At 48.6% G+C, this 13944-nt stretch carries 11 protein-coding genes; 3 read left to right on the top strand and 8 right to left on the bottom strand.

What is annotated here, in order from left to right:
* Window positions 1-100 precede the first annotated feature (100 nt).
* Both ACR9Y8_RS22260 and ACR9Y8_RS22255 read right to left on the bottom strand, forming a co-directional pair.
* On the bottom strand, window positions 101-1831 hold the full coding sequence (locus tag ACR9Y8_RS22260) for a tetratricopeptide repeat protein (protein ID WP_481215459.1): 1731 nt from the start codon (window positions 1829-1831) through the stop codon (window positions 101-103).
* A 72-nt stretch (window positions 1832-1903) separates the two neighbouring features.
* Window positions 1904-2818 (bottom strand): PstS family phosphate ABC transporter substrate-binding protein, encoded by a 915-nt coding sequence (locus ACR9Y8_RS22255; RefSeq protein ID WP_481215458.1) that lies wholly within the window; start codon window positions 2816-2818, stop codon window positions 1904-1906.
* Between the two features lie 630 nt (window positions 2819-3448).
* On the opposite strand from ACR9Y8_RS22255, the gene ACR9Y8_RS22250 reads away from it, so the two are divergent.
* Together ACR9Y8_RS22250 and hisS are read left to right on the top strand one after the other, a co-directional pair.
* Window positions 3449-3883 (top strand): low molecular weight protein-tyrosine-phosphatase, encoded by a 435-nt coding sequence (locus ACR9Y8_RS22250; RefSeq protein WP_481215457.1) that lies wholly within the window; start codon window positions 3449-3451, stop codon window positions 3881-3883.
* A 138-nt stretch (window positions 3884-4021) separates the two neighbouring features.
* Window positions 4022-5374 carry a histidine--tRNA ligase gene (gene hisS, locus ACR9Y8_RS22245; RefSeq protein WP_481215456.1) on the top strand — a complete coding sequence of 451 codons (1353 nt, stop codon included), beginning with the start codon at window positions 4022-4024 and terminating at the stop codon, window positions 5372-5374.
* 218 nt (window positions 5375-5592) lie between these two features.
* Here hisS and ACR9Y8_RS22240 read toward each other — a convergent pair whose 3' ends face one another.
* From ACR9Y8_RS22240 to ACR9Y8_RS22220, 5 genes are all read right to left on the bottom strand, one after another.
* Entirely contained in the window at window positions 5593-7587 is a 1995-nt protein-coding gene (locus ACR9Y8_RS22240; protein WP_481215455.1) for a protein-disulfide reductase DsbD family protein, read from the bottom strand.
* Between the two features lie 2 nt (window positions 7588-7589).
* On the bottom strand, window positions 7590-8045 hold the full coding sequence (locus tag ACR9Y8_RS22235) for a protein-disulfide reductase DsbD domain-containing protein (RefSeq protein WP_481215454.1): 456 nt from the start codon (window positions 8043-8045) through the stop codon (window positions 7590-7592).
* Between the two features lie 58 nt (window positions 8046-8103).
* Complete coding sequence (purQ, locus tag ACR9Y8_RS22230) at window positions 8104-8796, bottom strand: phosphoribosylformylglycinamidine synthase subunit PurQ (protein ID WP_481215453.1); 693 nt, start codon at window positions 8794-8796, stop codon at window positions 8104-8106.
* Between the two features lie 234 nt (window positions 8797-9030).
* Entirely contained in the window at window positions 9031-10008 is a 978-nt protein-coding gene (locus ACR9Y8_RS22225) for a hypothetical protein (RefSeq protein WP_481215452.1), read from the bottom strand.
* A 15-nt stretch (window positions 10009-10023) separates the two neighbouring features.
* A complete protein-coding gene (locus tag ACR9Y8_RS22220; RefSeq protein ID WP_481215451.1) occupies window positions 10024-11538 on the bottom strand; it encodes a hypothetical protein in 1515 nt (504 codons plus the stop codon).
* A 211-nt stretch (window positions 11539-11749) separates the two neighbouring features.
* Between ACR9Y8_RS22220 and ACR9Y8_RS22215 the strand changes: the two genes are divergently transcribed.
* Window positions 11750-12685, top strand: coding sequence for a TIGR01777 family oxidoreductase (locus tag ACR9Y8_RS22215; protein ID WP_481215450.1), 936 nt, complete (start codon window positions 11750-11752; stop codon window positions 12683-12685).
* Here the strand turns inward: ACR9Y8_RS22215 and ACR9Y8_RS22210 are convergent.
* Window positions 12669-13922 (bottom strand): anthranilate synthase component I family protein, encoded by a 1254-nt coding sequence (locus ACR9Y8_RS22210; RefSeq protein WP_481215449.1) that lies wholly within the window; start codon window positions 13920-13922, stop codon window positions 12669-12671. The genes ACR9Y8_RS22215 and ACR9Y8_RS22210 overlap by 17 nt on opposite strands.
* Window positions 13923-13944 lie beyond the last annotated feature (22 nt).

Here is a 13944-nt window from a genome sequence, read left to right as displayed (position 1 = left end):
ATATACCGAAAATTCGCATGATCCGGAACTATTAAAACGTTAAATAAAAAGGGGAGCGCTCATAGAGCACTCCCCTTCCAGGTTTATTGCTGAGAATAGCTTATTTCTTATTCTGGTTCTGGCCGCCGGACTTAGCGCCTGCTTTAGGAGCACTTTTAGCGGTGCTGGCCAGGTTCTCCTGGATCTGCTTGGCAGCAGGATCGTTAGGATTCAGGGACAGTACCTTGTCCATCCAGGTTTTCAGGTTATCCTTATCTTCTTTGTTATAGTAATATATCATCATGTATTGATAAGGATACATCAGCAGGTTGGGTTTCACTTTTGATTCGCCGCCTACTTCGAAGAATTTCTGGAAGTAAGGCACTGCAGCGCCTTCTTTAGCTTCCTTATCGTTCAGCATGTTGGCGCGGCCTCTCCAGTATAAGCCCAGCGCTTCCTGGTTAGGATATTTCTGTACGAAAGTACCGAAGGTAGAGTCTGCGTCTTTAGGTTTGTTAGCATAGATCTCCATGGTGCCTTTCCAGAAATAGTCCTGGATCTTACCGCTGTTCTGCTCATCAGTGAAATCAGTAGTGAGCTTGCCGTACCATTCAGCAGCGCGGTCATAATCGCGCAGTGATTTGAATTTATCGGCTACTTCGCGGTAGTGGTCTACGTCTTTGGTAGTGTCCAGCGAAGCATATTTCTCCAGGTAGTAAGAAGCCAAAGAATCATTCACGGCAGCCTGGGCGGAATCTTTGATCTTCAGACGGCCATAGATCTCGCTCAGCAGCTTGAAGTCATTAGGCTGCAGCTTGGCATCACCAACGCCTTTCACATACTCGTCCATAGTTGTTTTAGCGTTCAGGGAATCGCCTTTCTGCAGATAAGCATCGGCTAACAGGCGGGTAAACTTGCCTTTGTTAGCTTCGTCAGTAGCCTGGGGCATTACTGATTTAGCTTTATTGATGGCTGCATCGTAGTCTTTCTTGTAGAAAGAGATAGCAGCCAGGTAGTATTCATTTTTCAGTTTGTCGGCAGGATCGCCTACTTCCATATATTTCTGGAGGTACTCGGCTGCTTTATCCCAGGAGAGTTGGTTCTTCTTGGGAGTGATGTAGAACTCGAACAGCTCAAAATATGCGGGAGCATATTTCGGGTCGGTGGTTACTGCTTTGGTCCAGTCGGTTACAGCTTCCTGTAACAGTTTGGCGTTGTAATTCACCAAACCTTGCTTCATAATAGCTTCTGCGTTGTTGGGTTCCAGTTCCAGGGCTTTTTCGTAGGTGGTGATGGCTTTACCTCCGTTCTCGCCACCCAGTACGCGGTAAGCGTCGCCCAGTTCAATATAGTCTGCTGCGGTAGCAGTATACTGTTCTTTCTTTTTACGGCCTTCGTTGTTCAGCAGTTTCTCCATTACCGTCAACGCATAACCGCGGTCACCGCCTTTTATTGAGGTGTTGGCGTCTGCGATGGCACGGGCTACGTCGCCATTACGGCCTTCGGTAGCAGTGCTGGCTGCTTCAAATTTCTGCTTTGCAGCGGCGGCATTCCCGTTGATCAGGTCTATACGACCCATCGCAGCCTGCAGCAAAGGAGAGTTCGGTACAGCTGTCAGACCTTTCTGGAAGGTAGCAGCAGCGGCATCTTTATTTTCCAGGTTCAGCTCAGCCAGACCCAGGTAATAATATGCTCTATCATCCGGTTTGGATGCGATCACTTTCTCAAAAGTTTGCTTGGCAGATTGGTACTTGCCATAATACATGTCTTTTAATCCATCTTCTACAGATTGGGCCATAACGCCATTCGCGACGCACAGCAATGCTACAATTAAGCTTTTCCGTCTGTTCATGAGCAATCTGGTTTTAGTTGTGTTGTTATGTGTTGTGTTGTTTTTTGCTATGTTATTCCTGTTGCAATAATCTTATTGCAACTTTGCTTCCCTGAACACGGCGTTGATCCTTGCAGGGAAGAGCCTGAACTTTTTAATCACCAATTGGCCTTCATAACTGCCGAGGAAGGTTACAAATCCTGTGCCTAACCCCCGGTATGGCTCTTTCAGGCAAAAGAACACCCCTCTCTTGAGCGGGTAAGAGCCAGTGGCGATATATGCCTGGTAAGGCTTTACAAATTCTGATCCGTAGTCGGCGCGTACCTTCACCACGCTCACCTTGCTGGTGAATTCGATACTGGTAGAATCTTCCGGATCGGAGATCCAGTTCACGCCGATCACACCAATAGCGCTTTTATTCTTTGTTACATAATCCACTACTTCAGGATTGGTCTTTGCCGCCATGGTGTTGGCAGGCAATGGTTTTCCTTTGTTAATGGAATCACGTATGAACCTTACTGTGCTGGAATTTTCGTTGTCGAATACCAGCTGCCAGTTACGTTCCTTATCGGTGCCATCCATAATATGCCGTACCTGGTCCATAGTAAGTATAGAGTCGGCATTTTCATGATTGACAATAAGCGCCGCCGCGTCCCAGGCCAGCAGCATACTCTGCGGAGCGATCTTGAGCTGTTTGAAATACTCCTTCTCCTTATCGTTGAAGCTGCGTGTCACGATCACGAGTCGTGCACTGTCATTCAACAGATCCTTAAAACATTCTGATTCCGGTTTGTATTCCGCAATGATGTGTGTTTTAGGATACAGGGACTGGAACACCTTGATCTCCGCCTCTATGAGCGGCTCAAAGGTTTCGTCTACACTGATACGAATTGTTCCTGATGTGGGCGTATCATAGGACTGATCCTGACTGCCGCTCTTACATGAGAACAAGCCTATAGTCAGCAATAGCAGCCACGCCGCCTTGTGGTTTACGAGTTTTGATAACATGGTGTAGCTCCTCCGGTTAGTTAATCGTCTGTTGTTCGTTTGTCTGTTGTTAAATGTCTAACGCCCCTGTATATACGAAACAACCCATATGCTATCAGTATTCCACCAAAGATACTCATCACCAGAGGAGACATTTGAAAATTGCCTAACCCCAGTTTTTCACCAAAGAACGCAAATAGTCCAAAGAGCACAAAGAATATTCCTCTTATCAATTCCCCCAGCGGACGGTATTGTACCGCTATCCGTCGCTTGCTTGACCTTTCCTGTTGCATTAGCATTGTTAGTAAATTACAAGTATAAAAAAAAAATTCTTCAATCTTGCATACCTGAACTTAGAAGAATGTTAAAAAAACAGTGGACAGGTATGCTCAAACAGCCTGTGCTGCCGCTTCTTCAGCCCTGCAACTTTCCGTAATATTTCCTGGATCATATATTTATCAGTCGTTAACGGAGTTGTTAAGATACTGTTAATGAAGCAGCTTTACTTGCAGCTGTTTGATTATATAGATGCTTCACCAGTCTATTTTCCATATATGCAGTTCCCGTAAAAATCTTGTAGGTTTGCGGTCCCGGTATGGCCGGTGCGGACAGTAATGGCCTCTTGCCTGAGCCGGGCAACAAACATATACGATGAGAATATTAATGGTATGCCTGGGTAATATCTGCCGCTCTCCGTTGGCAGAGGGTATTTTACGGCACCTGGCGCAACAGAAAGGATTAGACTGGCAAATTGATTCAGCTGGCACCGGGAGCTGGCATATCGGCGATCCGCCGGACCATCGCTCTGTAAAGGTGGGCAAACGTCATGGGGTGGATATTTCCCAACTGCGGGGACGGCAATTCTCCACAGCAGACTTTGATAATTTTGACAGGATCTATGTAATGGACCTGGACAATTACCGCGACGTGCTGCGAAAAGCCCGTAGTGAAGCCGACAAACAGAAAGTGCAGCTGCTGCTGGCCAACCAGCAGGAAGTACCGGATCCCTGGTATGATGATGCATTGTTTGAACCGGTATATAATATGATATACAAGGCATGCGCTGCCATAATTAATAATGAATAATTAAGCATTAATAATTGAGTGTCTTGCTGACAAATGTTGCCGTTTCTGGTGTACTGAGCGCCACCAATTATTTTCCTGTTATTCATTATTTATTGGATGCTTCCTGTATTATTAACTATTAATTGTTAATTATTAATTATGATAAAACCCAGCATTCCCAAGGGTACACGCGATTTCGGACCAGCGGTGGTAAGAAAACGGAACTACATCTTCCAGACCATCCGCGAAACATTTGAGCTCTTTGGCTTCCAGCCGCTGGAAACACCAGCCATGGAGAACCTGAGCACACTGACCGGAAAATATGGAGAAGAAGGCGATAAACTGATCTTTAAAATACTGAACAACGGCGATATACTGGGCCAGGCCCAGATGGCCAAGGACAGCAAAGAGCTGGCCACCCTGATATGTGAGAAGGCCCTGCGCTATGACCTTACCATACCCTTTGCCCGCTTTGTGGTGATGAAGCAGCATGAACTGGCCCTGCCTTTCAAGCGCTACCAGATGCAGCCGGTATGGAGGGCAGACAACCCGCAAAGAGGCCGCTACCGTGAGTTCTATCAATGTGATGCAGATGTGGTGGGCAGCAATTCCTTGCTGAATGAAGTGGAGCTGCTGATGATCTACGACCGGGTATTTTCTAAGCTGGGCCTGCAGGGCTACGAAGTACGTGTGAACAACCGTAAGATACTAAGCGGACTGGCAGAACTGATCGGAAAACCCGAACTGTTGACGGACATTACCATCTCCATTGATAAGCTGGATAAAATAGGTATTGAAGGCGTACAACAAGAGTTATTGAATCGCGGACTCAGCCAGCAAGATGTGGAGATTGTCAACAATTTTCTCCGTATTGATGGAAGCAACGATGAAAAGCTACAGCAATTGCAGGTGTTGTTGCAGGCTTCCGTGACTGCACAAAAAGGCATTGAAGAGTTATCATTTGTACTGAACAGCGGCCTGGCCACTTTTAAGTCCGCTCCCATCGTGGACGTGACCCTGGCCCGCGGATTGAACTATTATACTGGTATGATCGTAGAAGCCAAGGCGCCGCCTTCCGTGAAAATGGGTAGTATTGGCGGCGGTGGCCGTTACGACGATCTCACCGGCCTGTTTGGTTTACCCGGCCTGTCAGGCGTGGGGATCTCCTTCGGTGTCGATCGTATATACGATGTGCTGGAAGAGCTGCAGCTGTTCCCTGCCACTGCCCAGCAGTCTACCCGTGTGCTGTTCCTTAATATGGGCGAACAGAGCGTGCCCGTGGCCTTTAACTATATGATGCAGCTGCGCGAAAAGGGTATTGCAGCGGAAATCTTCCACGAGGCCGCCAAGATGGATAAACAGTTTAAGTATGCAGATAAAAGGGATATCCCCTATGTGGTGATCATTGGTGAGAGTGAGCTGCAGGAGAATAATATGAGCATTAAGAACCTGCAAACGGGACAACAGGAGAAAATAGGCGCCGCGGAATTGACGAATTATCAGTTCCAGTAAGGGCTATATACGCTTTTAATAGCAGTATATGCGCTTTTACCTAAGCTTGCATGCGCTTTTACTACGGGTAGGACTAAGGTTACACTCAGCTTGCACCCAAGGTGCACCGGGGTAGAACGAGGAGAAGACTAAGGTAAGACGAGGATAAAACGAGTACTTATCATAAAGAAAAAGCCCCTGGCGCGATGCCAGGGGCTTTTTCTTTATAGCTATTACGTTTAATTCAATCCTTTGAAGGCATCTAACCCGCATTTCAGCCAGTTGGCGTATGCGTTTTCGTCCGGAGTGTAACCTACGGGCCTGGTCAGCAACTTTTCGTCAGGACTGATCAGCACGTAGAAAGGCTGGGAATTATTGCTGAAGTTCTCCGTTTGCATGGTGGCGAACTTGTCCCCTACGGTCCTGATCTCCTTCTTATTGCCATTGCGGGAGGTGAACAGGAATTGGGCCTCTTCAGGCAGCTTCTTTCTGTCGTCCACGTATAATGATACCAGTATATAGTCTTTTTGGATCAGGGTTTTTACCGCTGGTTGGGTCCAAACGTTTTCTTCCATTTTACGACAGTTTACGCAGGCCCAGCCGGTAAAATCTATCAGCAGGGGCTTCCCTTGGGCTTTGGCCAGGGCGAGCGCCTTTTCATAGTCATTTACCACGTTGGCTTCCACTCCTTTTCCTTTAGCGGCCTCTTCGCCGTAAATGCTGTAGGTCAGGGGTGGCGGAAAACCGCTGATAAGGGACCGGTTGGCGTATTTCGTATTGGTTACCCCGGGCACCAGGTACAATGTCAGAGCCAGGAAGACCAGGATAAATACCAGGCGGGGCCTGCTCAGCTTCTTCAGCGGGGCGTCGTGCGGGAAACGGATCTTGCCCAGGAGATACAATACTATGCAGATACCGATGATGATCCATACCGCGAAGAATACTTCTCTTTTCAGGATTCCCCAGTGTGTTACAAGGTCGGCGTTGGACAGGAACTTGATAGCCATTCCCACCTCAATGAAACCCAGCACCACTTTTACGGATCCCAGCCATCCACCCGATTTGGGCAGGGAGTTCAGCCATTGCGGAAACAGGGCAAACACTGCAAAGGGTAGGGCCAGGGCCAATCCGAAACCAGCCATTCCTGCAGTAAGCTGCATAGGGCCACCGTTTGAGGTCAGGGCTCCTGCCAATAAAGATCCCAGAATGGGACCTGTACAGGAGAATGAAACCAAGGCCAGGGTCAGCGCCATGAAGAAAATGCCTGCTATTCCGCCTACGCTTGTTTTGGCATCTGCCTTGCTGGCGAGGCTGCTGGGCAAGGTGATCTCGAAAAGCCCGAAAAACGAAAGGGCAAATACGATGAAGATCACAAAGAAGAAAAGGTTCAACCATACGTTGGTCGAAATATTATTCAAAATATCACCGCTAAGGCCCAGGAAATGGAAGGGCAGGCTTAGCAGTACGTACACGAGGAAGATGAAGAACCCGTAAAGGAAAGCGTTCATGATCCCTTTGCGCTTGTCGTTCGATTTCTTGGTAAAGAAGGATACAGTAAGTGGAATCATGGGAAATACGCAGGGCGTCACCAATGCAATGAAACCGCCCAGCATACCCACTATAAAGATCCCCCAAAGACCTTTAGCTTCCTGTCCAATTCCGCCGCAGCTATTCACCGGGCTGTCCAGTATAATATCACTGCGTTTGAGCGAGCTGGCGGCGGCGCCAGATTCCTGCAAACCGGCGGCTACGCTTACGAGGTTACCGGATGCATCTACATTGAATTTGAAGGGTACTTCTTCTGGGCCTACCACTTCTTCGCCTTTCAGCGCCATGTAATTAACGCTGCCGGCTACTTTATTAGCGCCGGGCTTAACTTTCACGGTGGCCAGCAGCTCTACTTCATTTTCAAAATATTTGATCTGGAGATTGTCGAACAGCGGTTCTTTCCGGCTGTCCAGCTTTCCGTTCTCTTTGATACCAAGGAGCTCCGCCCCGGCGGATGCGGTGTCGAGCACCACGCGGGTATTGGGATCGTCATCGCTCATGGTAGTGGAGAACAGCTGCCAGCCCTTATCGATGGCGCCTTTAAAATGGAGCACGTATTCTCCATCGTTCTTCTTTTCAGCGGTATATTGCCATTTGGCCACCTGGGGGGTGGTGGCGGTATCCTGTGCCTGGGCAGCGCTAAAGGCTGCCAGGACTGCTATCAGAAATGCAAAAAATTGTTTCATGATCACTTCCCTCCCACACCGATTGCGAATTCAACTTCTTTCGGTGGCAGGCATTGGTGATCATCGCACACCATATATTCTACAGAGCCTTTCACTTTGGTAGCGGCTTTACCTTTTACAGTAACCGTCTGTACAAAGTTTACCTGGTTCTCGTAGTATTTCAGTTCGGAATCAAAGTTTTTGTCAAAAGCCTTATGCAGCTTACCATTCTCCTTTACTTTACCGTTGGTGGCTACCAGCGGGTTCTTGGAGAACTTGAAAGAGGTGGGCACGGGGCCTTCCCCGGCATCCTGCGCGTACAGGTGCCAACCCGGCTCTATGGTGGCGGTAATGTGCACTTCATAGGTCTTGTCATTGATCTTCTTGGACGAAAAGTTCCACTTTACGGGATTTTCGATCTGCGCACTGGCCAACACGGGCAATGCGAACAGAAACAATGCTGTTAACAGTTTTTTCATACTCATTCCTCTTTTTTAAAATGGTTGGTGGTTTGATTCTTTCCGGAAAGGTCCGGAATCAATTATTGATGATCAGGCTCTGGAATATAAGCTGACCATCCGTATTATTTAAAGCCCGGCTGGTAGCGCGCTCAGGGTGAGGCATCATACCAAAGACGTTCTTTTCCTTATTAGAGATACCTGCGATATTCCTCATGGCTCCGTTAGGATTAGCCGCGTCAACTATATTGCCGAACTCGTCGCAATAGCGGAACAGCACCTGGTTGTTCTTAAACAGGCTGTCCAGCGTTGCATCATCTGCATAGTAACGACCTTCGCCATGGGCAACAGGGATCATCAGCGGACGGCCCGTTACATCTTTAGTGAGCGCCGTGGCTGTATTTTCGCTTTTCAGGTACACATTCTTACATACGAACTGCTGGTTCTGGTTACGCAGCAGGATCCCCGGCAGCAGGCCTGCCTCGCAGAGGATCTGGAAACCATTACATACGCCAATTACACGACCACCTTTGTTGGCAAACTCGATCACGCTCTGCATCATAGGACTGAACCTGGCGATGGCGCCGCAGCGCAGGTAATCGCCATAGGAAAAGCCGCCGGGGAGGACGATACAGTCCTGTGTGCCGAAAGCGCTCAGGTCTTTATCCTTGTGCCAAAGTTCAATTACCTCCTGGCCAAGATCGTAGCGCAGGGAATCGATCATATCGTGATCGCAGTTAGAGCCGGGAAAGGTGACAACACCGAATTTCATGAGTGAATGTTTGTTTTTTAACTGCCTCATGGAACCTCGTCAAAAACTCGGTTTCATGTGCTTATATTTCTTGATCAATAATAATAGTAAAGTGCAAAATTACCGAACCGCCCGCATATTTTAGCGGCCGCCTGTACCAATGTGTGACGGTGCTCCCGTGCTGACTCGCTAACAATTGAAAATTAGCTATATACGTATAACTGCTAACCCCGTTCTGCCAATAATTTTAACATTTTAGCTGAAGTACTGCATCACGATCACATAGCCCAGGGTGATAAAATGGATGATGCTGGCTATTGTTTCATTGGTGAAGGTCCAGTATACATTGGCTACGAACATGGAAATGGGCAGGATGGCCAGCAGCCAGTAGTCTGGTGAGAAATGCACGTTAAAGAAGGGCACGAACATGGCCACTATGACATATACAATGAGCACCGCCCATGTTTTACGTACCTGGATCAGCATCTTTTTAAGCGGGCGTTGCAGCAGCAACCATCCCAGCACAAAGAAGAAAACACTGACGATGAGGGCGCCCCATACCTTGTAATGGCTGATCAGGGGCAGGCTGATACCCATACGGGGGATCTTTTCGATCTGGTTCCACTGGTCTGTCAGGAACAGGTAGGTGCCCAGCAGGTATAGCGGACAGAAAAGCCCCAGCAACGCGATGATCCATTCTGCCAGGCGAAAAGCCCGCATGATGAGAAGGCTAAGCAGCAGCAACAGGCAAAAAACTATGGCCGGAAAATAAAATAAACCGGCCACGCCCAGGGCGAAGCCTATATTGAACACCACATCGCGGGCGGAGGTGCGTGTATACAGTTCCGTAATACTGGAAAATACCCACAGCATGATCAGGTTCACCAGCAGCGCGGGGGAGAATAGGTTCCAGCCCTGCCACAAGGATGTGAACAGGAGGTAACTCATTGCCGGGAGGTAAGTGGCTTTGGGAAAGAGGCGGTGGTGGTTGGCAATCCTGGTCAGCAGCAAGGTTTGCAGGAACAGTACCAGGATGGCCATGGAGGTAAAAAAGAAAGGGCTTTTACCCACCAGCATCTGCAGCCAGTTCACCAGCAATTGATACAGCAAACCTTCGGACCCGTCGGCCACGAAGGTGGACGGGTGGATCAGGTAATAGAACTTAACCAGTAAGGTATATAGTAACAACAGCAATACCGTTAGCGGATTGCCTGAACGAAAAAATCTTACCACGATGCAAAGGTGTGATTAAAAGTCAATTTTTGCAAAGCAAATATAATTCCTGTATATGCAGGGAATCAACACCGAGCGGCCGCTGATCTGCTTACCGTAGCGGGGCATCCAGGTAAACCCTTTATCCAGGTTACGCAGGGTGGGCATACGGCTGATCTTTCCATCCGGGGTGATGCTGTTGTCTGTCAGGATATAGCTTCTGCGATCCAGGTCGTTATACAGGAAACGCAGCTCGCTGCCAATATTCACCATCATGTAAGACAGGTACAGGTCTGCGCCGTCGTCAAACTGGCTTTTGCGCACGAAGTTGCTCCACTGGAGCTTGCCTTCCGGATCAAAGGACAGGATGGCCACATTATCGTAGTGATAGCGGTTACCCTGTGAGTTGTTCCATCCCCAGGGGCTGTAATACCAGGGGGAGTAAGGAGAATAATAGTAGGAATACGGATAGGACATGCCGTAGGGACCGTACATATAGTTCCAGCGGTTCCAGGGCTGATAACGGGAAGTGGTATAGAAAGATTCTGCCGTGATCAGGAAGCCGCCGTCTTTGGTATTGATGATCTTTTTGATGAAGTAGTCGTTGAACGCCGCATTGGTAGAGGACTCTCCCCTGGCGTTCATTTTCAGCTCAGGCGTAAAGGGGCTAAGCCTTTCATATACCAGCTGTTTCTGGCCAAAATCGTATTTGGCGATATACATGCCTTCCACATTCCCTCTTTTCTGTTTATAGTAAAAGGCGGTCACCAGCGCGGTGTTGGAGTTGTTGTCCAGCTTCATCTTCACTTCATCCAGCATCTGCTGCTGCAATTGCAAAGACGTTACCTCAAAGGAATCTGCTGCAGAGCGTTTGATGATCACGTCTGCCTTTATGGTGTAATCCCGGTTGCTGGTGCGTTCCAGGCGGTTAAATACCAGGTCGCCGGCATTGGAAAGGTTAAAATTGCTCAGAATAGCTTTCTTTTCCATGGGCAGGGAAAGACGGCTGTTATTCACGAAATTGAAGGAACTGTCGTACTGAAAGGTGTAGAACACGTTGTTGTCTTCCTTATCCTGGTTGATCTTGTAGATCATGATCCGGCCTTTATCCTCTGAATATTCTACGGAGTACACCTTGTTTTCCTTGGAGTAGAAACCGATGCGGGTAGAATCTATCACAACGGGGGCCTGGTCAAACTTTCCTTCCGGGTTCATGGTGGCGCAAACGCTGTAAACGGCATCCTTGCGCTGGAACTGGTATATCATGTATACTTTACCGGGATAGGCTACAAAGTCGACGCTGATCACTTTCCTGGGCAGGAAATCCAACTTTACCCTTTCCTTCAACTGCATGGCGTTATCATATACGGACACGGCATTATCACCCCGATCGCTCTTGTATACCAGGATATTGCCGCCTACCCGGCCAATGATCTCAAATTCAGTGCTTTTATAGTCGTCACGCTCCGGTTCTGAATAGGTAATCTTCTGGGCCATCAGGGATCCTCCACAAAAAAGCAGGCAAACCAGGAGAGATAATCGGTATAGCATTAGTATGTGTTTTAAATAATGTGGTAACGTAAATTCGTCTAATATTGTTGTAGGCTGAGGGCCGTGACCTGTTAAAATTTTACCAGTCAAACCTACACGAAAATTTGCGTTTCGCAAAGAGGAATCAATACCTGGATATCGTCATAAACACGCACTATGGACTTAATTCTGTACATTTAACTAAATTTTATATTGAACCGTTCTTAGCCTGATGGAAACAGTGTTAATTACCGGTGGCACAGGATTAATAGGACAAGCGCTTACACAACTGCTTACAGACCACGGTTATCAGGTGATCATCCTGAGCCGCCAGCCACACGCGGACAAAAATACCGGAAACAGCCTGGTTACCTATGCCGGGTGGGATGTACGGCGCCAGACCGTTGATACCGACGCCCTGGCAGCGGCAGACCATATTGTGCATCTTGCAGGGGCCAATGTGGGCGGCAGAAGATGGACGGCTGCATACAAGAAAGAGATACTGGAAAGCCGCACCCTCAGCAGCCAGCTGTTATTCAACGCCTTACAGCAACATCCCAATAAGGTTAAAAAATTCATTAGCGCTTCGGCCACCGGCTATTACGGGAATTATGACAACAATAAAAGCCCGTTCACAGAAACCTCGCCTGCAGCGGGCGATTTCCTGGGCACTACCTGCCAGGCCTGGGAAAACAGCGTACGGCAAGTGGAAAGCCTGGGTAAGCAAGTGATCATCTTCCGCACTGGCATTGTACTGAGCAAAAAGGGCGGCGCGCTTAAAGAATTCTACAAACCATTGCAATTCGGGTTTGCCACCATACTGGGCAACGGAGAGCAATGGGTGAGCTGGATTCACCTGCAGGATGTGGTGCGCCTGTATTTCAATGCCATTGTGAATCCCCAGCTGCAGGGCACCTTTAACGCTGTAGCGCCGCAGCCTGTTCATCATAAGGAACTCATCCTGACCATGGCCAGGGCGGCCAAAGGCAAAAGCTTTATCCCCGCTTATGTACCTTCCTTTGCATTAAAGCTGGCGCTTGGAGAAATGAGCGTAGAAGTGCTGAAGAGCGTCCGGGTATCTTCTCAAAAAATAGAGCACACCGGTTTCGTGTTCTCCTATCCTGATATACAAACAGCGATGGAACAGCTGTTTAAGCAACCGTCATAATCACTTTCATCATAGCTTCCGCTTTCAGCAGGCATTCTTCCCATTCTCTAACGGGATCGCTGTAGAACGTAATAGCAGAGCCGGTGGGGAAGGACAGGTAAGCGTTGGATGCATTGTACAATATACTCCTGATCACCACATTGAGGTCGAAATCTCCTTCCGGCGTGATGTAGCCGAGCGCGCCGGAGAAAAGCCCACGGCGGGTTTGCTCGTACTGTTCAATTAACTGCATTACCCGGTGCTTGGGTGCGCCCGTCATAGAGCCCATTGGAAAAGCATGCCGTATGGCGGCTGTGAAAGGAGTGCCCGGTTCACGGATCGCTTTTACTGTAGAGATCATGTGGTGCACCTGTGCAAATGAATAAATACCGAACAGCTCTTCTACGGCTACACTACCGGAACTGGCGGCATGGGCCAGATCATTGCGCACAAGGTCTACCACCATAACATTTTCTGCGCGTTCCTTAGCGCTGTTATAAAGATTGCTGCGCGCCTGTTCATCGGCGGCTGTGTCTGCGAGGCGTCGTGCAGTTCCTTTGATAGGCTGTGAGATGATGGTATTACCCTGCTGCTGCAGAAAGCGTTCGGGGCTGGAACAGAGCAGGTACCGATCGTTTACGCGGTAGTAAGCGGCAAAAGGCGAAGGGGATAAACGGTTCAGCTGATCAAATAACGTTAATGGGCGAACGTGGATATCCGTGATGTAATTTTCGCGGCAAAAATTCACTTCATAACAATCACCGCGGTGGATGTGATCCTGTAAGGCTTTCACCGCCGTGAGATAATCTTCCCGGGAGATGCGGCCCTGCGGGGAAGCGGCAGATGCAGCAGCGGAGCTTTGTTCTACCTGCTCTGCCATTTGCAGACAAGCGTCATACATTTCCTTTGCGTGATCGCGGGTCAACTCCTCTCCTCCTATCTGCACCGCATGCGGCTGCAGCAGCATAACGATGCGCGGACGGAAGAAATACAGATCAGGAAAACCAATACCGTCCGGATGTGCGGAAGGGGCCATGCCTGCGGTCTCACAGTTAAGATCATAGGCAAGGTGACCAAACAGCCAGTCGTGGCGGGTATCATGGAATTGCTGTAATGATGTGAAGGCGGAGCCTGCGGGCAGTGAGAGATATTCGAGCGCGTCTACGGCCAAAAGTGCCTCGTAACGGTTATAGGGTGAGGGATACCCGTTATTGTCTAAAAAACAACAAATGTTGAACTGGTTAGACCAATTCAACATTTGCTGTTTAAAAATCTTATGA

This window comes from Chitinophaga sp. SVR4-12A (assembly GCF_056754765.1).
The sequence above is the reverse complement of the archived record's forward strand: the minus strand, read 5'-3'. Positions and strand labels throughout refer to the sequence as shown.